19 protein-coding genes are annotated in these 19,080 nt (G+C 74.5%); 7 read left to right on the top strand and 12 right to left on the bottom strand.

Features of this window, described 5'->3' with window-relative positions; translation table 11 throughout:
* Positions 1-49: 49 nt before the first annotated feature.
* From K304_RS31445 to K304_RS34275, 4 genes are all read right to left on the bottom strand, one after another.
* On the bottom strand, positions 50-1,168 hold the full coding sequence (locus tag K304_RS31445) for a sensor histidine kinase (RefSeq protein ID WP_051308859.1): 1,119 nt from the start codon (positions 1,166-1,168) through the stop codon (positions 50-52).
* A 2-nt stretch (positions 1,169-1,170) separates the two neighbouring features.
* Positions 1,171-1,947, bottom strand: coding sequence for a response regulator transcription factor (locus K304_RS0126050; RefSeq protein ID WP_027766099.1), 777 nt, complete (start codon positions 1,945-1,947; stop codon positions 1,171-1,173).
* 81 nt (positions 1,948-2,028) lie between these two features.
* A complete protein-coding gene (locus K304_RS0126045; RefSeq protein ID WP_027766098.1) occupies positions 2,029-2,724 on the bottom strand; it encodes a spermidine synthase in 696 nt (231 codons plus the stop codon).
* Between the two features lie 63 nt (positions 2,725-2,787).
* Positions 2,788-3,351 carry a hypothetical protein gene (locus tag K304_RS34275; protein ID WP_027766097.1) on the bottom strand — a complete coding sequence of 188 codons (564 nt, stop codon included), beginning with the start codon at positions 3,349-3,351 and terminating at the stop codon, positions 2,788-2,790.
* A gap of 148 nt (positions 3,352-3,499) precedes the next feature.
* Here K304_RS34275 and lon point away from each other — a divergent pair, with 148 nt between their 5' ends.
* Positions 3,500-5,911: an endopeptidase La gene (gene lon / locus K304_RS0126035; RefSeq protein ID WP_027766096.1), complete on the top strand. Its 2,412-nt coding sequence runs from the start codon at positions 3,500-3,502 to the stop codon at positions 5,909-5,911.
* A 257-nt stretch (positions 5,912-6,168) separates the two neighbouring features.
* A complete protein-coding gene (locus K304_RS0126030) occupies positions 6,169-6,612 on the top strand; it encodes a MarR family transcriptional regulator (protein WP_027766095.1) in 444 nt (147 codons plus the stop codon).
* Between the two features lie 20 nt (positions 6,613-6,632).
* On the opposite strand, the gene K304_RS0126025 is transcribed toward K304_RS0126030, so the two are convergent.
* Positions 6,633-7,502 (bottom strand): protein phosphatase 2C domain-containing protein, encoded by an 870-nt coding sequence (locus K304_RS0126025; protein WP_027766094.1) that lies wholly within the window; start codon positions 7,500-7,502, stop codon positions 6,633-6,635.
* A 400-nt stretch (positions 7,503-7,902) separates the two neighbouring features.
* On the opposite strand from K304_RS0126025, the gene K304_RS31440 reads away from it, so the two are divergent.
* The 5 genes from K304_RS31440 to K304_RS0126000 all read left to right on the top strand — a co-directional run bounded on the left by K304_RS31440 (position 7,903) and on the right by K304_RS0126000 (position 13,812).
* Entirely contained in the window at positions 7,903-10,839 is a 2,937-nt protein-coding gene (locus K304_RS31440; protein ID WP_051308858.1) for a nitrate- and nitrite sensing domain-containing protein, read from the top strand.
* A gap of 128 nt (positions 10,840-10,967) precedes the next feature.
* Entirely contained in the window at positions 10,968-11,468 is a 501-nt protein-coding gene (locus K304_RS0126015) for a roadblock/LC7 domain-containing protein (RefSeq protein ID WP_027766093.1), read from the top strand.
* Positions 11,465-11,854, top strand: coding sequence for a DUF742 domain-containing protein (locus K304_RS0126010; RefSeq protein WP_027766092.1), 390 nt, complete (start codon positions 11,465-11,467; stop codon positions 11,852-11,854). The genes K304_RS0126015 and K304_RS0126010 overlap by 4 nt, the downstream gene beginning before the upstream one ends.
* 28 nt (positions 11,855-11,882) lie before the next feature.
* Positions 11,883-12,488 carry a GTP-binding protein gene (locus tag K304_RS0126005; protein ID WP_051308886.1) on the top strand — a complete coding sequence of 202 codons (606 nt, stop codon included), beginning with the start codon at positions 11,883-11,885 and terminating at the stop codon, positions 12,486-12,488.
* An 85-nt stretch (positions 12,489-12,573) separates the two neighbouring features.
* Complete coding sequence (locus K304_RS0126000) at positions 12,574-13,812, top strand: styrene monooxygenase/indole monooxygenase family protein (protein WP_027766090.1); 1,239 nt, start codon at positions 12,574-12,576, stop codon at positions 13,810-13,812.
* Here the strand turns inward: K304_RS0126000 and K304_RS31435 are convergent.
* The 7 genes from K304_RS31435 to K304_RS0125965 all read right to left on the bottom strand — a co-directional run bounded on the left by K304_RS31435 (position 13,799) and on the right by K304_RS0125965 (position 19,009).
* The gene (locus K304_RS31435) at positions 13,799-14,542 is read right to left on the bottom strand and encodes a hypothetical protein (RefSeq protein ID WP_051308857.1); all 744 of its coding nucleotides are present in this window, start codon (positions 14,540-14,542) and stop codon (positions 13,799-13,801) included. The two genes, K304_RS0126000 and K304_RS31435, sit on opposite strands and share 14 nt — an antisense overlap.
* Before the next feature lie 174 nt (positions 14,543-14,716).
* Complete coding sequence (locus K304_RS31430) at positions 14,717-15,586, bottom strand: protein kinase domain-containing protein (protein ID WP_158687429.1); 870 nt, start codon at positions 15,584-15,586, stop codon at positions 14,717-14,719.
* A 145-nt stretch (positions 15,587-15,731) separates the two neighbouring features.
* Positions 15,732-16,010 carry a hypothetical protein gene (locus tag K304_RS0125985; RefSeq protein ID WP_027766089.1) on the bottom strand — a complete coding sequence of 93 codons (279 nt, stop codon included), beginning with the start codon at positions 16,008-16,010 and terminating at the stop codon, positions 15,732-15,734.
* A gap of 4 nt (positions 16,011-16,014) precedes the next feature.
* Entirely contained in the window at positions 16,015-16,497 is a 483-nt protein-coding gene (gene soxR / locus K304_RS0125980; RefSeq protein ID WP_027766088.1) for a redox-sensitive transcriptional activator SoxR, read from the bottom strand.
* Between the two features lie 43 nt (positions 16,498-16,540).
* On the bottom strand, positions 16,541-17,350 hold the full coding sequence (locus tag K304_RS31425) for a TetR/AcrR family transcriptional regulator (RefSeq protein WP_078529745.1): 810 nt from the start codon (positions 17,348-17,350) through the stop codon (positions 16,541-16,543).
* A gap of 68 nt (positions 17,351-17,418) precedes the next feature.
* Positions 17,419-18,396 (bottom strand): AurF N-oxygenase family protein, encoded by a 978-nt coding sequence (locus tag K304_RS31420; protein ID WP_078529743.1) that lies wholly within the window; start codon positions 18,394-18,396, stop codon positions 17,419-17,421.
* Between the two features lie 205 nt (positions 18,397-18,601).
* Positions 18,602-19,009, bottom strand: coding sequence for an SH3 domain-containing protein (locus K304_RS0125965; RefSeq protein WP_027766087.1), 408 nt, complete (start codon positions 19,007-19,009; stop codon positions 18,602-18,604).
* Positions 19,010-19,080: the final 71 nt, after the last annotated feature.

Genomic DNA, 19,080 nt, shown 5'->3' with positions numbered 1-19,080 from the left:
CCGGACCGTGCGCGGCCCCCGTCCGGGCGGCGGACGAGGGCCCCGTGCGTCAATCCGTCGCCGGTCGCGGACCCGGGAGGGTGACGCGGATGCGGCAGCCGCGGGGGGATTCGGCCACCCTGATCCACCCACCGTGCAGGTCCACCGCCCAGCGCGCGATGGCCAGGCCCAGACCCGTGCCGCCGTCCGTCCCGCCGCTCTGGGGGCCGCCCCCGGAGGCGTTCGCCCGGTTGAAGCGTTCGAAGACCCGCAGGCGTTCGGTCTCCGGGATGCCCGGGCCCTCGTCCTGCACTTCGATCTCCAGGCTGTCCGGCGTCGCGCCGCCGCGCGCCCGCACGGTGACCCGGCCCAGGGGCGGGCTGTGCTTGACCGCGTTGTCGATCAGGTTGACGACGACCTGGTGCAGCCGCTCCTGGTCGGCGTAGGCCGTCAGCTCCGGCGGCGAGACGTCCAGGTGCAGGTGCACGTCGTTGCGCGCGTGCCCCTGCCGCTTGCTCATGTTCGATTCCTTGAGCACGCCCGCCAGGTACGGCCACACCTCGAACCGGTGCGCGTGCAGCGGTACGGCGCCGCTGTCCAGCCGCGACAGGTCCAGCAGCTGGTCGACCAGCCGGCCCAGCCGCTGGGTCTGGGCGAGCGCCGTCCGCATCGTCTCCGGATCGGCCTCCGAGACGCCGTCGACCACGTTCTCCAGCACGGCCCGCAGCGCCGCGATCGGCGTGCGCAGCTCGTGCGACACGTTCGCCACCAGCTCCTTGCGGTGCTGGTCCACGGCCTCCAGGTCGGCGGCCATCCGGTTGAAGGTCTCGGCCAGTTCGCCGAACTCGTCCCGGCGGCCGCCGCGCACCCGGCGTCCGTAGTCGCCGCGCGCCATGGCGCGCGCGGCGTGCGTCATCTCGTCCAGCGGCCTGGTCAGCGTCTGCGCCACGAACTGGGTGATGAACAGCGAGACGATGATCGACAGGATGGTGATCACCCGCAGCTCGGTGGCCGAGTTGATGGCGAACACCACCAGCAGCGTGGTGATCGCCACCGAGACGATCACCAGCCAGCCGAGCGCCGCCTTGACCGAACGGTAGGGGTCGATCGGGCGCAGCCCCGCCCAGATGCGCCGCCAGGCGCGGTTCCAGGCCCCGCGTACGGCCGTGCGCAGCCCCCCCGTCGCCACGGTCAGGAGCCGTCGGCCGCCGGGGCGGCCGGCGCGGGCGTCTCCAGCGCGTACCCCACGCCGTGCACCGTGCGGATCCGCTCGGCGCCGATCTTCCGGCGCAGCGCCTTGATGTGGCTGTCCACGGTCCGGGTGCCGGAGGCGTCCGCCCAGTCCCACACCTCGGCCAGCAGCTGCTCCCGGGAGAGCACCGCGCGCGGCGAGTGGGCCAGGCACACCAGCAGGTCGAACTCGGTGGGCGTGAGGTGCACGTCCTCGCCGTTCACCCGTACCCGCCGCTGGGCGTGGTCGACCTCCAGCTCGCCGAGTCGCAGGGTGCCGCTGCGCGGGGTGTGCGCGGCGAGCGTGGCCCGCTCGACCCGGCGCAGCAGGACGTGCACCCGGGCGGCCAGCTCACGCATGGAGAACGGCTTGGTCATGTAGTCGTCGGCGCCGACGCCCAGCCCGACCAGCATGTCGGTCTCGTCGTCCCGCGCGGTGAGCATCATCACCGGCACCGGACGCTGCGCCTGCACGCGACGGCAGACCTCCAGGCCGTCGAAGCCCGGCAGCATCACGTCGAGGATCAGCAGGTCCGGCTGCCACGCCTCGGCCGTGTCGACGGCCGCGGGCCCGTCGCCCGCGGTCTGCACCTGGAAGCCCTCGGCGCGGAGGCGCATGGCGATCGCGTCGACGATCGTCGGATCGTCCTCGACGACCAGGATGCGGCGCTGGGCGCCGGGAGTGGTCGCCGGAGAGCTGCCGCCGCCGTGCGTCTGTGGAGTGTTCTTCTGGTCCATTCGCCCGCCCAGTGCCTAGCCCCGTTGGCTTGTGATGTCTGTGTGCTGGACAGCAGCGTACGGGCCCCGTACGGCCTGCGGCTACGAGGGATTGGTTGCGACGTGCACCACGTCGGGGACGCCTCGGACGACGGCTACCTCATCGGTGCGGACCTGTGCGAATCCGGATTTTCGCAACCTTTCTTCGAAAGTCGCGGACGGCTTGGCGGACCAGACGGCCAGCACGCCGCCGGGCGTCAGCCGGGCCCGGCAGGCGGCGAGCCCGGCGGGGGAGTACAGCGCGTCGTTGCCGTCGGTGACGGTCCAGTCCGGGCCGTTGTCGACGTCCAGGCAGAGCGCGTCGTACCGGTCGTCGGTGCCGCGCAGGTGCGCCGTCAGGTCCGCGGTGACGATCCGGGTGCGGGCGTCGGCGCGCGCGGCGGCGGAGAGCGGGCCGAGCGGAGCGTTCCGGCCGGTGTGCCAGTCGATGACCGCCTGTTCGCGTTCGACGACGGTGATGCCGCCCCAGCGCGGCTCGGCCGCGGCCTCGGCGAGGGAGAAGCCGACGCCGAGGCCGCCGATGAGGAGCGTCGGCCGCTGCCTGCCGTCCAGCGCGGCGAGTGCGGCGCGCACCAGTCCGCGTTCGGAGCGGCCGTCGGAGGTGTCCATCAGGAAGCAGCCGTTGGCGATGATCTGCAGCACCTCGCCGTGCCGGCGCAGCACCACTTCGCCGTACGGCCCCTCGCGGCGGTCCAGGACGACGGGCTCCGGCGGCGGGGGGCTGTGGGTGAGGCTCATGGCTCCATCCTCGCGGACACCTGCCCCCGGGGTGGCCCGCTTTTCGGGACGTCGGGCCGCCGGTCAGGCGGACGGGGGCGGCAGCAGCGCCCGCACCTTCCGCAGCGGCGCGCCGAGCGTGGTGTCGTCGCGGTGGACCACGTGGCCGCCATGGGCGATGCGGTAGTGGAGTCCGTCCCGGAGGCGCGGGTCGAGGGTGCGGCGGGGCCCCTCGGCCAGGCGCGCCTCGGCGAGCAGTGCGCGGATGCGTGCCACGTCGCGCGCGGGGAGGCGGCCGCTGCGGCCGGGGGCGTCGTCGTGCGGGGAGTCGGGAGAGTCCGGGGAGCCGAGTGAGCCCGTCGAGACGGTGTACGTGCCGTCCTCGTGCAGCAGGGTGCGGATCCGTACGCCCGCGAACCCGCCGGTGACCAGCCATTCCAGCAGCGGCGGGCCGGGCATACCGGGGGCGGTGGCGGGCGTTGAGGGGGAGGGTGCGCCGCCCGGCCGGGAGGTGGCGGACCCCTCCGTCCCGCCGCCCGGGCGTCCCGGGCCGTGGCCGGCGTGACCGCCGGGGGCGCAGGCGGTGGAGGCGATCACGGCGAACAGCCCGGCGACGAGGCTGCGGCGACGCGGTGCGGGGTTCGGCATGCCGGAAGTATCCGCCCCACTCGCTGTGGCCACGGGGTGTGCGTGGCCCGCGTATCGCTGTGAGCGAACAGGCCGTCACCGCTGGAACATCCACGGCCCTTCCCGCATTGAGTGGGCATAGCTCAACTTCTCTTACGAGGGAGAGATCATGGCTTCGACGTCCACTTCGCTCACCCTGCCCGTTCTGCCCCTCGACGACGAGGTGGTCCTGCCGGGCATGGTGGTGCCGCTGGAGCTGTCGGACCCCGAGGTGCGCGCCGCGGTCGAGGCCGCCCAGGCGGCCGCCCGGTCCACGGGGGAGAACGGCAGAAAGCCGCAGGTCCTGCTGGTGCCGCGGATCGACGGCGACTACGCCGGCGTCGGCGTGCTCGGCCGCGTCGAGCAGGTCGGCCGGCTGTCCGACGGCGACCCGGGCGCGCTGATCCGCGGCCTGCGCCGGGTGCGCATCGGCACCGGCACCACCGGCCCCGGCGCCGCCCTCTGGGTCGAGGGCACCGAGGCCGGCGAACCGTCGCCCGATCCGGTGCCGGGCGCCGTCGCCGAGCTGATGCGGGAGTACAAGGCGCTGGTCACCAGCTGGCTGCGCAAGCGCGGCGCGTGGGAGGTCGTCGACCGCGTGCAGCAGATCGACGACGCCGCCCGGCTCGCCGACAACGCCGGCTACTCGCCGTTCCTCACCACTGCCCAGAAGATCCGTCTGCTGGAGACCACCGACCCCGTCGCACGGCTGCGGTACGCGCTGGAGACGCTGCGCGAGCACCTCGCCGAGCAGGACGTCGCCGAGTCGATCGCCAAGGACGTCCAGGAGGGCGTCGACAAGCAGCAGCGCGAGTTCCTGCTCCGCCGCCAGCTGGAGGCGGTCCGCAGGGAACTGGCCGAGCTGGCGGGCGACCCGGAGGACGAGGGCGAGGACTACCGGGCCCGCGTCGAGGCCGCCGACCTTCCCGCGGACGTCCGCACGGCGGCGCTGAAGGAGGTCGACAAGCTGGAGCGGTCCTCCGAGCAGAGCCCCGAAGGGGGCTGGATCCGCACCTGGCTCGACACGGTGCTGGAGATGCCGTGGAACGCGCGCACCGAGGACGCCTACGACGTGCCGGGCGCGCAGCACGTCCTCGACGCCGACCACGCCGGGCTGAAGGACGTCAAGGAGCGCATCACCGAATACCTGGCGGTGCGCAAGCGACGCGCCGACCGCGGACTCGGCGTCGTCGGCGGGCGGCGCGGCGGGGCGGTGCTCGCCCTGGTCGGTCCTCCCGGCGTCGGCAAGACCTCGCTCGGCGCGTCCGTGGCCCGCGCGATGGGCCGGAAGTTCGTCCGGGTCGCCCTGGGCGGCGTCCGGGACGAGGCGGAGATCCGCGGCCACCGGCGCACCTATGTGGGCGCCCTGCCGGGCCGCGTCGTCCGCGCGATCAAGGAGGCCGGGTCGATGAATCCGGTGGTGCTGCTCGACGAGATCGACAAGGTCGGCTCCGACTTCCGAGGCGACCCCGCGGCGGCGCTGCTGGAGGTCCTGGACCCGGCGCAGAACCACACCTTCCGTGACCACTACCTGGAGGTCGAACTCGACCTGTCCGACGTGGTCTTCCTCGCCACGGCCAACGTGGCCGAGGCGATCCCCGAAGCGCTGCTGGACCGGATGGACGTCGTCCGGCTGGACGGCTACACCGAGGAGGAGAAGGTCGTCATCGCCCGGGACCACCTGCTGCCCCGGCAGCTGGAGCGGGCCGGCCTCCGCACCGACGAGGTGACCTTCGACGACGCGGCGCTCCGCAGCCTCGCGGGCGAGTACACCCGGGAGGCGGGCGTACGGAACCTGGAGCGGTCCGTGGCCCGGGTGCTGCGGAAGGTCGCCGCCGAACACGAACTCGGCCGCCGCGACCTGCCGTTCGCCGTCGATCCGGAGGCGCTGCGGAAGCTGATCGGGCGGCCGCACCACCTCCCCGAGTCCGCCCAGGACCCGGCGGAGCGGCGCACGGCCGTCCCCGGCGTGGCCACCGGCCTCGCGGTCACCGGCGCGGGCGGCGACGTGCTGCACGTGGAGGCGTCGCTGGCGGACCCGGAGACCGGCGGCGGCGGACTCACCCTCACCGGGCAGCTCGGCGACGTGATGAAGGAGTCCGCGCACATCGCGCTCTCCTACCTGCGCTCGCGCGGCGCGGAACTGGAGCTGCCGGTCGGCGACCTCAAGGACCGCGGCGTCCACCTGCACGTCCCGGCGGGCGCGGTCCCCAAGGACGGGCCCAGCGCGGGCGTCACCATGACCACGGCGCTGGCGTCGCTGCTGAGCGGCCGCCAGGTCCGGCCGGACGTGGCGATGACCGGCGAGGTCTCGCTGACCGGGCGGGTGCTGCCGATCGGCGGCGTCAAGCAGAAGCTGCTCGCGGCGCACCGGGCCGGGACCACCACGGTGATCATCCCGAAGCGGAACGAGCCGGACCTGGACGACGTCCCGGAGGAGGTGCTGGCCGGGCTGGACGTCCACGCCGTCTCCGACGTACGCCAGGTGCTGGGGCTGGCGCTGACGCCCGCCTCCGCCGACGCGGCGCTCGCCGCCGCGTAGCCCGCTCGGCAGCAGGGACGACCCGCAGAGCACGCGCAGAGAGCACCACGCAGAGAAACGGCCCCTCCCGCCCGGTGGAGGGGCCGTTTCCGTCTCTGCGGCTGGTGCCGGGGGGACTCCACTCCGGAGTGTGGCCGCCGCACCGCACGCCGTGAAGCCCCCACCGGCGCTGCCGTTGGTCTAGCCCTGCGAAATACTGGAGGAGCTGCGACGATCTCCGCCCCTGGCGGAAACTTTCACCCTGAAGGAACCGCCCGATGGACGACTTCGCCCCCGAGTACCTCGACCTGGAACGGGAGTTGGCCGTCTTCTTCCGCCGCGCCCGCGCCGCGTCCGGGGAGATGGCCCGGGAGGTCCACCCGGAGCTGGAGCCCGCCGCGTACGGGCTGCTGCTGCGGCTGGAGAACGCCGGCCCGCAGCGGGCCACCGCCCTCGCGGCCTACTTCGGCGTCGGGAAGGGCACGATGAGCCGTCAGCTCCGTGCCCTGGAGGCGCTGCAGCTGATCAGCCGCACCCCCGACCCGGAGGACGGCCGCGCCTCGCTGGTGCAGCTCACCGCGGACGGGCGGGAGCGGTTCGGGCACGTGCGGCAGGCACGTCGCGCCGCGTACGCCCGCCGCCTGGCGGCGTGGAACCCGGCCGAGGTCGCGGAACTCGCCCGCCTCCTGCACCGCTTCAACGCCCTCCAGGCCGAGGGCTGAGCCGCTCCGGACCGGGGACGTCAGGCGTCCGACCGGTCGGGGAGCTCCACGAGGACCGCCGTGGCGTCGTCGTGGGGCTTGCCGCGGGGGAAGGACCGGCCGGCGGGGTCGGCCTCCTCCGCGGCACGGACCCGGGCGATCAGTCCCGCCGGACCCTCCTTGTGCACCAGGGCGCACAGGTCCGCCCAGTCACCGGCACGGAACACCTCGGACCAGCGCGAGGCGCCGTCCGTCAGGCCCAGCAGGGCCCGTACACCGTCCCGGGGCACGGTGCCGGTCACGGCCAGCGCCGCGACCGCGGGGTCGGCGGCGGCCGTGTGGAACCCGGTGCCGTCGGGTGCGTTGCGCAGCGCCTCGACGGCCGCGACGTACTCCGCCGCTGCCGTGGCGCGTTCGGGCGAGCCGGACGGCAGCGCCCGCGCGGCCTCCCGCAGCGCCGTGACCCCGGGTGGCAGTGCGTCCAGCCGGGTGTCCCGCACCGCCCGCACCGAGCCGTCCGCGCCCTCGACCAGCAGTACCGAGTCGGACAGCACCAGGTACTCCACCGACTCCTCGTCCCAGCGGGCCGCGACCACCGTCGCCTGCGGAGTCCGCGGGTGAGAAAGATCACAGGTTGAACGGTGTGCCCGCGCGGTACGCGCGACGGCGTCTGCGAGACATTCCGCCAGTGTCATCTCGCGCCGGGAGCCCGCGAGTTCGAGCACGGCGCCGCCCAGCCGGCCGACGTACCACGGCACTCCGTGCGCGCATCCGACGTCCCCTTCCGGCGGGGTCACGCCGTCCAGGACGACGAACGCGCCGCCCCGCCCGGAGGCCGGAAGGATCAGGGAAACGTGGTCCTCGTTGGGTCGGGTCGGGGTGCCGGGCTCGGTGGCCGTCTCCACGCGCATGCCGCCAGTCTGCCCGAGCGCCCGGAGGCCCGGCCGACAGGCCGGCCTCCGCTTCCGCCCCGCCCCGCCGGGGCCGCGCGAGCGGTGCGTCGCGGACGGCGAGAACGGCCGGAATGCATCGTTCCGTGACGTGCGGGCGGGCATATTGCCAGGCCCCGGCCACGATTTCCAACCTGTGCGGAAACCGGGCACGCGCCCGTGCGACGACCGGAGTTGTTTGCTCCTGAGGACTGATGTTCACTCCTTCGGGTGGCGCGGCAGGGGGAACCACACCCACCCCGGAACGGCCTTGAAAGGGTCGTCACGTCGTGGACCGGGTCGGGACCCTACCCGTGCCCCCACGAGTTGGCTGTCGCCTCCCGGGCCCCCCGGGCCGGGCAGGACGAGATTGCGAGCACGGGTGCGGACGAAGCGACTGCGGAAGCCTGGCGACTCCGGGACCGGCCGGCCGGCACACCCCCCACGGCGGACGCGGGTACGCAACCGGCTCCTGGCGTCCGTCGCGCTCTGCTCGCTCGCGGTCCTCGCCGCCGGCGCCCCCGGCATCGTCGAATCGTCCGGGACGCTGACGGAGTCCCAGGAACTCGTCGAGCAGGCCGGCCTCCACCAGCAGGCCATCGCGCTCGCCCACTCGCTGTCCGACGAGCGCGGCGACATGGTCGCCTGGGTCGCCGCCGGGCGCGGCGAGGAGGCCCCCGACCCCGCGGACGGCGAGCCCGCCGGCACCGCGACCGGCCAGGAGGCCACCAGCGACTCCCAGCGTGCCCGCGTCGACCGGCAGATCACCGAACTGCTCGCCTCCGACGCGGTCACCCCGCCGGTGCGGCAGAGCCTCGAACAGCTTCCCCGGACCCGGCAGGAGATCCTCGACTCCTCCGAGAGCACGGCCTACGACGCGTACCAGGCGTACACCGCCGTCATCCAGCAGCTGCACACCGTCTCCCGCAACGTCGCCCGCGACCTGCCCGGCGACCACGCGCCGAACTCCACCGCCGCCGCGGCCGTCGCCACCACCGAGTCGCTGCCGCACCTCGGCCGCGCCGTCGACCAGGCCTCCGCCACCCGCGGCCTGCTGCGCGGCGCGTTCGCCTCCGACGGCCCGGCCCGCACCCTGACCGAGGCGGCACGCCTGGCGCGCGTACGGGAGCAGGGCGCGCTCGCCGACTTCGAGCAGACCGCCGGTCCGACCGCGTCCGAGACGTACGACAAGACGGTCACCGGCACGGACGTCGGCCTCGCCGAGCGGTACATCGAGCAGCTCACCGCCGACCCGGTCCTCGACGCGAAGGACCGGGGACTCGACGCCGAGAGGGTCGTCGCCGCGCTCTCCGCCCGCATCGACCGGATGCGCAGCGTCCAGTCCTCCCTGGCCACCGCCGAGGTCGCCCGGCTGGAACAGCAGCGGGACGACGACGTCGTCGCGCTCGAGATGACGGTCGGCCTGGTCGGCGCCTGCCTGCTGCTCGCCGTCGGCGCCGGTGTGCACACGGCCCGGTCGCTGTCCCGCCCCCTGTCCGTCCTGCGGCGCGGTTCGCACCGGCTCGCCACCGCCGAGGAGCCGGAGGCCGAGGAGCCGGTGCGCTTCCACGGCCGCAACGACGAGTTCGCCGAGGTCGTCGGCTCGCTCAACGCACTCCGCGAGACCGCCGCCGGCCTGCACACCCGGGCCAAGGAGGCGGAGGCCGACAACGCGGACCTGCGCGCCGCCGGGGACGAGCTGGCCGCCGAACGCGAACGGCTGCGTGCGGAGGCCGAACGCCTCCACACGCGTCTGGAGGCCGGGCACGGCGCGTCCCACGGCACGTTCGTCCACCTCGGGCTGCGCACCCTCGGCCTCGTCGAGCGTCAGCTGGGCATCCTGGAGGCCATGGAGGCCGAGGAGTCCGACCCCGACGACCTCGCCACCCTCTTCAAACTCGACCACCTCGCCACGCGGATGCGGCGCGCCGGGGAGAACCTGCTGCTGCTCGCGGGCGCCGAGCACGTCGGCGCGCACCACGCCGGGTCGGTGCCGCTGCTGGACGTGCTGCGTGCCGCCGTCAGCGAGATCGAGCGCTACGAACGCGTGCAGATCGCCGCGCTGCCGCCGCACGCCCAGGTGTCCGGGTTCGCCGCGGACGACCTCAGTCACCTCGTCGCCGAACTCCTCGACAACGCCACGGCGTTCTCCGCGCCCGACGCAGAGGTCACGCTGTCGGCCTGGATGCTGGAGAAGGGCGACATCATGCTCTCCGTCCAGGACGAGGGCATCGGCGTCGCCGAGGACCGGCTCGCCGAACTCAACGCCCGACTGGGCGACCCCGCCGCGCAGGAGGCCCCCGGGACGCGCGACTCCGGGGAGGAGGGGGACCGGGCCGAGCCGGAAGGCCTCGGCAACGGCCTGTACGTCGTCGCTCGCCTCGCCGCACGGCACGGGCTGCGGGTGCAGCTCCGGGAGCAGCGGCAGGGTGGCGTCGCCGCCGTGGTGGTGGTGCCCCACGCGCTGCTGCCGGACCGTCCGGTGCCGGGCGTGAGCGGAGCGGGCACCCCGGACGGGGGGCAGCGCCTTCCCGGATCGGTCGCCGAGGCCAACTCCAACACCCTCCCCGCACGCCGCGCCGCGGCCACCGGCGCGCCCGCTCCGGCACCGGCGGCCGACGAGGCGCCGACGGCCCGTTCGGCGGCGGAGGCGCGAGCCGGTGGCCGTGCGGAACCGGACGGCGGCGCCCGCGAAGCGGGCGAGGAGGCGCGGGCCGGTGACGCCGCCGCCCCCCTGCGCCCGGACGACGGCGGTCCCGCCGCGAGGTTCGCGGACGACGTCGTCGTCCCCGACGGGGAGACGACGCGCGGCGCACTGTCGCCGACCGCCATCGATCCGGCGGACGGCGGGGACGCGGCGACGCGTGCGGACGCGGAGGGCACGCCGGGCGCCGGCGGCCGGGAGGCCGACGAGGCGCGGGGCCCGTTCTCCCGGGAGAGCGACGGGGACGGTGCCGGGGAGCACGGGCGGGCGGACGCCGGGGACGGGATGCGCTCGGCCGGGGACGGCGGCCGCCCGGCCGCCACCGTGCCCGGGCCCCGGGAGGACGACGCCCGCGAACACCCGGCCGCGGAACACCCCCGCAGGGCCGCGGACGGGGTCACCGACAAGGGGCTGCCGAAGCGCACTCCCAGACATGTGACGGTCGAGCAGCAGGTGCGCCCCGCGGCGAGCGGCGGCGCGAACGCCGAGGAACTGCGCCGTAGGCTCGGCGGGTTCCAGCGGGGGGCGGCGGACGGGCACCGGGACGCCGCGGCGGAGGCCGCGGCCCAGGGCGCCGCCGACGCGGGCGGCGCGGAAGAGGAGGCACCGCAGTGAACGCCCCCGCCACGAACGGCACGAGCGCCACGACGGGCACGAACGGCACGAGCGCCACGACGGGCACGAACGGCACGACCGGCACGAAGGGCGGCGAGGGCACGACCGGCAGTCGCGCGGCGCGCAACCTGCGCTGGCTGCTGGCGAACCTCGTCGACGAGGTGCCCGGCGTGCAGTCCGTCGCCGTGGTCTCCTCGGACGGCCTTCTGCTGCTGTCCTCCGACCCGGAGGCGGTCACGGGCGACCCGCCCGCCGAGGACGCCACCGAGCATCCCGCCGGGGACGCCCCCGGCCAGGCCCGTGACGAAGCCGAACGCCCGCAGGGCCCCCGCGGTGCCGCGGCAGACCTGGCCACCATCGTGTCCGGTGTCGGCTCGCTCACCGTCGGCGCGGCCAGGCTGCTGGACACCGGCGGCGTGAAGCAGACCATGGTGTCCATGGCGAACGGCTCGCTCTTCGTGATGTCCGTCAGCGACGGCTCGCTCCTGGGCGTGCACGCCGCGCCGGACTGCGACATGAGCGTGGTGGCCTACCACATGGCCCTGTTCGTGGGACGTGCCGGACACGTCCTGACCCCCGAACTCCGCACGGAGCTGCGTAAGTCGATGGAGCTGGAGTCGAAGAAGTGACGTCCCACCCCTCGTTGCCGAGGCGTGCGCCGGCGCGCGTGCGCCCGTACGCCCTCACCGGCGGCCGTACCCGGTACGGGCACGTGCTGCTCGTCGAGTCGTTCGTCGCCGCGATCGAGGCGCCGCCCGCGCGTCCGGAGCTGGTCTCCGGCGGTCTGCGGGACCGCGTGATGCCCGAGATGCAGGCGATCGTCGAACTGTGCCGCCGGATGCGCACCGTCGCGGAGATCTCCGCGCTGCTGAAGATGCCGCTGGGCGTCGTCCGCGTGCTGCTGAGCGATCTCGCCGACCAGGGGCGCATCCGTGTGCACGGGACCGGCCACGGTACGGAACGGCCCGACCGGGCCCTGCTGGAGAGGGTGCTCGGTGGCCTCCGCAAGCTCTGAACACGACGTGAGGCCCGTGGAGGTCGCGATGCCCGCCCATGATCCGGCCGAGGGCGCCGGTCACGCCTGGGAGACCGACCTGTCCCGCGCGCCGATTGCCACGAAGATCGTCGTCGCGGGTGGCTTCGGCGTCGGCAAGACCACCTTCGTCGGCGCGATCTCCGAGATCGAACCGCTGCGTACCGAGGCGGTGATGACCGAAGCCAGCGAGGGTACCGACGACCTCGCGTCGACGCCCGACAAGCTGACGACCACGGTCGCCATGGACTTCGGCCGCATCACCCTGGACGCCGACCTGGTGCTGTACCTCTTCGGCACGCCGGGGCAGCAGCGCTTCTGGTTCATGTGGGACGACCTGGTGCGCGGCGCCATCGGGGCCGTGGTGATGGCCGACACCCGCCGCCTGGAGGACTGCTTCCCGGCGCTGGACTACTTCGAGAGCTGCGGCCTGCCGTACGTCGTCGCCGTCAACCACTTCGAGGACACCGACGCGTACGAGGCGGCCGACGTGCGCGAGGCGCTGACCGTCTCCGAAGAGGTTCCCGTGGTCGTCATGGACGCGCGGCGGCGGGAGACGGTGCAGGAGACCCTCCTCGCCCTCGTCGGCCACGCACTCGACCTCACCCCGGCCTGACCGCCCGAGGCCGCACCGCCGGCGCCCGGCCCACTCGCCCCACCCGACTCGCCCACCGCCACAGCACCACGCAGGGAGATCCGCGATGCGGAAGATACTCGTCGTCGGAGCCGGCCAGGCCGGCCTCCAGCTCGCGCTCGGCCTCCAGTCCCAGGGCTACGAGGTCACCGTGATGTCCAATCGCACCGCGGACGAGATCCGCGGTGGCCGCGTGATGTCCACGCAGTGCATGTTCCACACCGCGCTCCAGCACGAGCGCGACATCGGCGCTGGCTTCTGGGAGAGCCAGGCCCCGCGCATCGAGGGCCTCGGCGTCTCCGTCGCCGGCCCCGACGGCTCCCGTGCGATCGACTGGCTCGGCCGGCTTTCGGACGGCTACGCCCAGTCCGTCGACCAGCGCGTCAAGATGGCCGGCTGGATGGAGACCTTCGCGCAGCGGGGCGGGCAGCTCGTCGTCCACGGCGCCGCCGTCTCCGACCTGGACTTCTTCGCCCGCCGCTACGACCTGGTGCTGGTCGCCGCGGGCAAGGGCGAGCTGGTGTCGATGTTCGCCCGCGACGCCGCACGCTCTCCGTACGACGCCCCGCAGCGCGCACTCGCCGTCTCCTACGTCACCGGGCTGGGGCCGCGGCCCGAGCACCCGGAGACCGAGGCGGTGCGCTGCAACCTGGTCCCCGGCGTCGGCGAACTCTTCGTCATGCCCTGCCTGACCACCTCCGGCCGCTGCGACATCCTCTTCTGGGAAGGGATTCCGGGCGGTCCGCTGGACGTCTTCCAGGGCGTCAAGGACCCGAACGAGCACCTGGCGACGACCCTGGAGCTGATGGAGCGCTTCACCCCCTGGGAATACGCGCGGGCGACCAAGGTCGAGCTGACCGACGCGGGCGGCACGCTCGCCGGCCGTTACGCGCCCACCGTGCGCAGGCCCGTCGGCCGGCTCCCCGGCGGCGGTGCGGTGCTCGGCGTCGCGGACGTGGTGGTCGCCAACGACCCCATCACCGGGCAGGGGTCGAACTCCGCCTCCAAGTGCGCCGCCGCCTACCTGTCGGCGATCGTCGAGCACGGCGACAAGCCGTTCGACGAGGACTGGATGCAGGCCACCTTCGACCGCTACTGGCAGACCGCGCAGCATGTCACCAAGTGGACCAACGCGATGCTCGCGCCGCCGCCCGAGCACGTGCTGAACCTGCTGGGCGCGGCCGGGCAGGCGCAGCCGATCGCCGACCGGTTCGCCGACGGGTTCAACGACCCGGCCGACTTCGAGAACTGGTTCTTCGCCCCCGACAAGGCCGAGGCCTACCTCGCCGAGGTCACGGCGGGCTGAGCCGGGCCTGCTTCCGCTCGTGGTCGCGGAGCGCGGCGAGCTGCTGCGGCGTCAGCGAGGTGAGCATCCGCTCCACCTCGCGCATCGCGGCCCGGGACGCCTCCCTCTTGCGCTCGGCGCGGTCGGCGAGCTTCTGCTGCCGCTGGAGCGCGTCACGGGCCTGGGCCGCGACCGCGCCCCGGTGCCGTTCGCCGCTGGCCAGCGCCCGTACGGTGGCCTGCTGCCGGGCGGCGGCGCGCTCCAGGGTGTGGCCGTGCCGCAGGGCGACCACCGGGTCGTCCGCGAGCAGTACCTGCACGGCGGTCGGCAGGCCCGGGGCGCCCGTCCGGTACTGGGCACGTGCCACGCGGGCGGCGATCTCGCGTTCCTCGGCGAGCCGGTAGCGGGTGCCGGCCAGGCGTCGCTCCAGCCGGTCGGTGCGCTTCTGCTGCTCGTGCAGCTGGTGCGCCGCCCGCCGGTACGCCTCGGAGGCCCGTTCCCGTTCGCCGTAGAGCACCTTCAGCGCGGCGAGCAGTTCGCCGACCGACCGGCCGGACGCCGCGTTGGGTGCGGCCGGTGGGGCGGGTGCGGCTGGTGCGGTGTCGGTGGGCTCGGTGGCGTCCGCCGCGGCGGAAGGGAGGGCCGCGGGGCTCGCGTGGGGCAAGGGGTGGGCCGGTGCCGCGGACAGGAGCACCGCGCCGGCGGTGGCCATCGCCGCCGCGGCGAACCGTACGGGCCGTGCTGGGGTCACGCTCACTCACCTCCGGTGTGATGAAGTGATCGTGAGCAGGTGTCAGGTGGGAGTGCGCGCCGGGTTGCGCGCTTTGCGCGCCCGGCTCACTCGATGGGGTTCCGGGGCGCCGTGCGTCCGGCGCGCCCCGTTGCGCCCGTCGCCGTGGGCCTCTTCCGGCGGGGTCGCGGGGTCTCAGCGTCGGAAGAGGCCCCGGCCGCCGAAACCGTCCGCGGCCTCGGCGAACGTCCGGATCTCGTGCGCCCACGGACCGGGCAGCCAGGATGCGGCGGGGCGCTCGGCGGCGTCGTCCAGGTCCAGCCGGCGGGCCAGCGCCACCGGCAGCGGTCGCGCCTCGGGTGTCTTGTGCAGACACGCCGTCAGCGTCGGACGCAGCCCCTCCGGCACGCCGCTCAGGTCCGCGCTCTCCCTCGCGGACGGCAGCAGCGACCCGGCGAACGGCATCCGCGCCGACGCTGCGTACGCAAGGACGACGCCCAGCGCGAAGACGTCGTCGGCGGGCAGCGGCGACCGGCCGTCCCCCGGTGCGTGTCGTCCCTCGCTCATCCCGTAGTCGACGACACGGGGATGGTCGGCGGCCAGCAGGACGTTCCCCGGCGCGAGGTCGCCGTGGACGACGCCCGACCGGTGCAGGGCCGCCAGCGCCCGGCACAGCCCGCCCCCCAGCGCCCGCACGGCCTCCTCCGGCAGCGGGCCGTACCGGCCCACCAGCGCGGGGAGACCGGGGCCGGGCACGAACTCCCGTGCCATCCACGGGCGTTCGCCGTCCAGGTCGCAGCCGTGCGCGGCGGCGACGTACGGGCTGCGCGCTCCCCGGGCCACGGTGTCGGCGACCTGCCGGATGCGGGCACGCTGCTGGCGGTCCCGCAGCTGTTCCGGGCGCAGGGCCCGCACGGCCGCGCGTTCCTTGCGGGCGCCGCGTCGCGGGGCGCCCCGGCCGAGGTAGACGTGACCGGCCGGGCCCGAGCCGAGTCTGCCGAGCAGGCGGTAGGGGCCGAGTCGTGGAGGGTCTTCGGGAAGCAGCCGGGCCATGCCTGCGATCACGCTGCGCACCCTAGACCGCTGCGCGGCCTCCTCGCCCTTTCACCCGCCAGACCTGCCCCATTCCTTCGCAATCCCGCCCGTTCACCGGCGCCCGCGCATCCGGTCGCCGCCACCCGCGGGGGCCGCCACCGGCCCCGCCGGACGGTCAGCGGGCGGGGTGCCGCCAGGGCCACTTCGGGCGGTTGCCGCCCGGGCGCGCATCCGGCGCGTACACGTACTTCCAGCCGCGCGGCAGCCCCAGCCGCCGGGTCACCGACGCGGGCTCCAGCCGGTAGACGTGGACGGTCTTCCCGCCGCCCTCCTCCTCCGGCAGCGGCACCGGCACCTCGTACGTCTTCGGCGGGCGACCGGTCGCCCCGACGAGCACCGGCAGTACCCGCCCGTCCAGCGGCCCGCCCACGAACACCGTGTCCTCGCTGCGCACGTCCTCAGTCCTCCCCGCCCGGGCAGGGCCGGGGCTGGGCGAGGCGGCGGGCCCCCGGGCCCTCGTCGCCGAGCCGGTCGTGCGGATTCGCCAGGGCGCAGACGTCGATGGAGAGGCAGCCGCAGCCGATGCAGTCGGTGAGGTTGTCGCGCAGTTGCTGCATCAGCCGGATGCGCTCGTCCAGGTCGGCGCGCCAGCAGGCGGACACCCGGGCCCAGTCCTCGCGGGTCGGGGTGCGGTTGTCCGGGAGCAGGCCGAGCACCTCGCGGATGGCGGCCAGCGGCATACCGAGGCGCTGCGAGGCCCGGATGAAGGCGACGCGGCGCAGCGTGTCCCGGCTGTAGCGGCGCTGGTTGCCGGAGGTGCGCCGGCTGTGGATGAGGCCCTCGCGCTCGTAGAAGCGCAACGCCGAGGTGGCGACCCCGGCGCGCTCGGCGAGTTCGCCGACGGTGGCCTCCTTGGCCTTCCAGGACAGGTGCGTCGACATGCGGCCAGGGTAGCCGCCCGCGGGCGCGTCGTTGAACCTCGGTTCAGCTGTCCCCGCCGGGCTCCGTGCCCGCCTGGCCCGACGCCCCGGCCTGGTCCGCCTGCTCCGACGCCTCCGCCTGGTCCGCCGGTCCGGCCGGTTCCAGCAGGTGCGCCGCGTCCGCCGCGAGCGGCAGCGCACGGCGGATCAGGGCGCCGACCGGGCCGTCCGGGCGTTCCAGCGCCAGCGCGCGCCGGGTCGCAGCCGCCGTCTCCGGGTCGTCCGCGGCCGTCGCGACGAGCAGCGCGACGAGGTGGTTCAGCAGCCAGGCGCGCAGCTCGGCGAGGGGCGGCTGCTTCCCCTCGTCCAGCCAGATCAGCGAGGCGCCCTCCACCGCGGTGATCCACGTCCGCACCGTCATCCGCAGGCGGGGCCCCGGCTCCGGGGCCTCCAGGTGGCGCAGGATCTGGTGCGCCGCATCCCGCCGCACCTCGTCGACGATGGCGCTGGTCCGCGAGGTCCCGACCACGCTGCCGCCCTGCAGCAGGGCCATGAAGCCGGTGTCGAACTCGTCCACGAAGGCCAGGTAGCGGGACAGCGCACGGTCCAGCCGTTCGATCAGCGGGCCGACGGCCGGCTCGTCGAAGCACTGCTCCAGCCGGTCGGCGGCGGACCGCAGCGCCGCCTCGTACAACTGCTGCTTGCCGCCCGGGAAGTAGCGGTAGACCAGCGGCCGGGACACCCCGGCGGCCGCCGCGACGTCGTCGAGCGAGACGTCCTCCGGCACGCGGTGGGCGAACAGTGCGAGGGCGTGCCCGATCAGCTGCCCCCGGCGCTGCTCGACGGTCAGTCTGCGGTACGCCGGTGCGGTCATGCCCCCGAGCGTAGTGCGCCGCCGGAGGCGGTTCGGACCGCGTGCCGGGCCGCGTCCCGGCCGCCGGTTCAGGCGAGCAGGCCGGAGCTCCTCCACAGCCGGCGTCCCACCCCGCGCAGCACGCCGATCTCGTCGAGGAAGTCGGTGAGCCGCTTGGCGCCCTGCTGCATCACCTCGCGGCGGTGGGCGCTGGCCTTCACCTGGGCCACGGCCTCGCGCCGGTCCAGGCCCACGTCCGTGTAGACCTGCGGGTTGACGAAGGAGACGGAGAAGACCCGGGCGGCCTCCCCGGAGCTGATCCGGGTGAGCTCGGCCTCCCAGCGCGGGCAGCCGGCCATCTGGCGGCGCAGCTCCTCCCGCGCGTACCGCACGTGGCGGGCCTCCTCGACGGCGTGGATGCGGGTCACGCCGCGCACCAGCGTCTGGACGCGCTCGTCCGGGAAGGTGAGGCGCTGCATCCAGTCGAGGATCTCCTCGCCCAGCAGGGTCGCGGTGAACGAACCGGGGGTGGTCGAGACGGTCTTCAGCACCCGGGCCATGTTGTGGTGCAGCCTGCTGACCGGGTACGCGGGGACGCCGCCCTTGGTGATCAGGCGCGCGAACATCATGGAGTGGCGGCACTCGTCGGCGATCTCCGTCAGCGCGTAGCGGACGTGTGCGCTGGTCAGCGGCTTGTCGTAGATGTGGCGGGTGAGCAGCTGCATGAGGATGATCTCGAACCAGATGCCCAGCGAGGCCAGGGACGCCGCCTCGTGACGTGCCAGCGCGTGGCGCTGCTCCTCCGGCATGCGGCGCCACAGCGGTGTGTCGTAGAGGGAGACCAGCTCCGGCGGCCAGAACCACTTGCCGTCCTCGAACGGGGCGTTCCAGTCCAGTTCGGTGTCCGGGTCGAAGGAGTGCTTGCGGGAGGACTCCAGGAGGCGTTCGGCCACCTGCTCCCGGTCCTTGAGCCGGCCCAGCGCGTCGTGGAGCGTCGCGGTGCCGTTTCCGGCTCCGCGCCCGCTCCCGGCGTCGGTGCCGGCTCCGCCGAGGGTCGATGTCGTCATGGGAGGCCCACCTCACAGGGGTTACCGACGGTCACACGTCACGGACCCTCTTATGAGACTGCCTGTCAGCAAGGCCGTCAATACCCCGTGCACGACTTCGCCCCGGGTGCGGCGCGTGCCTTCGCCTCCGGACACCACCGTGCCCCCAGGCCGCTCGGGCAGCTGGGGGCACGGTGTGCTCGGACCCGGCCGGACTCCGGCCGCGTCAGCGGTGCTTGCAGAAGTGCGGGGCCGGGCCGATGTTCTTGATGTAGCGCGCCGAGGCCCACATGTAGTTGCCGTCGTACAGCTTGTACCAGCGGGGGTTGCCGTCGATCCACTGGCCGTTGACCTTGCAGCGGATCTTGACCTTCTCCCCGTAGTGCAGGTTGCCGACCCACTTGTGGTGCTGGCTCGGGCCGCTGCGGATCTTCAGGCCCGTGCGGGCGATGACCTTGCCCCAGTAGACGCGGCTGTGGCCGCCCAGCTGGGGAAGGGGGCTCTCGAGGGTGGACGCGACCGGCGCCGCCGGAACGGACGTCTGGACGGCGGTCGCCGGGCCCGCTGCGGTCATGGCCGCCACGGCGCCACCGGCGGCGACCATGGCCACCTTGCTGATCGTGGACTGGAGCACTGTGCCCTCCTGGGGAGGTCGGGGCCCCTGGGACTGAGGGGGCCGCGGAAAGGGAGGCGATCACGAACCGT

This window comes from Streptomyces sp. CNS606, assembly GCF_000426325.1.
Note: the sequence above shows the minus strand (reverse complement) of the source record. Positions and strands in the feature narration are given on the sequence as shown.

Coding starts and splice junctions, on each gene's coding strand:
- K304_RS31425 (WP_078529745.1), bottom strand. CDS start 17,350: ATGACCGCACCGGCGTACCGCAGACTGACCGTCGAGCAGCGCCGGGGG.
- K304_RS0126000 (WP_027766090.1), top strand. CDS start 12,574: ATGCGGAAGATACTCGTCGTCGGAGCCGGCCAGGCCGGCCTCCAGCTC.
- K304_RS0126050 (WP_027766099.1), bottom strand. CDS start 1,947: ATGGACCAGAAGAACACTCCACAGACGCACGGCGGCGGCAGCTCTCCG.
- K304_RS0126005 (WP_051308886.1), top strand. CDS start 11,883: ATGCCCGCCCATGATCCGGCCGAGGGCGCCGGTCACGCCTGGGAGACC.
- soxR (WP_027766088.1), bottom strand. CDS start 16,497: ATGTCGACGCACCTGTCCTGGAAGGCCAAGGAGGCCACCGTCGGCGAA.
- K304_RS0126030 (WP_027766095.1), top strand. CDS start 6,169: ATGGACGACTTCGCCCCCGAGTACCTCGACCTGGAACGGGAGTTGGCC.
- K304_RS31420 (WP_078529743.1), bottom strand. CDS start 18,396: ATGACGACATCGACCCTCGGCGGAGCCGGCACCGACGCCGGGAGCGGG.
- lon (WP_027766096.1), top strand. CDS start 3,500: ATGGCTTCGACGTCCACTTCGCTCACCCTGCCCGTTCTGCCCCTCGAC.
- K304_RS0126025 (WP_027766094.1), bottom strand. CDS start 7,502: ATGCGCGTGGAGACGGCCACCGAGCCCGGCACCCCGACCCGACCCAAC.
- K304_RS34275 (WP_027766097.1), bottom strand. CDS start 3,351: ATGCCGAACCCCGCACCGCGTCGCCGCAGCCTCGTCGCCGGGCTGTTC.
- K304_RS0126045 (WP_027766098.1), bottom strand. CDS start 2,724: ATGAGCCTCACCCACAGCCCCCCGCCGCCGGAGCCCGTCGTCCTGGAC.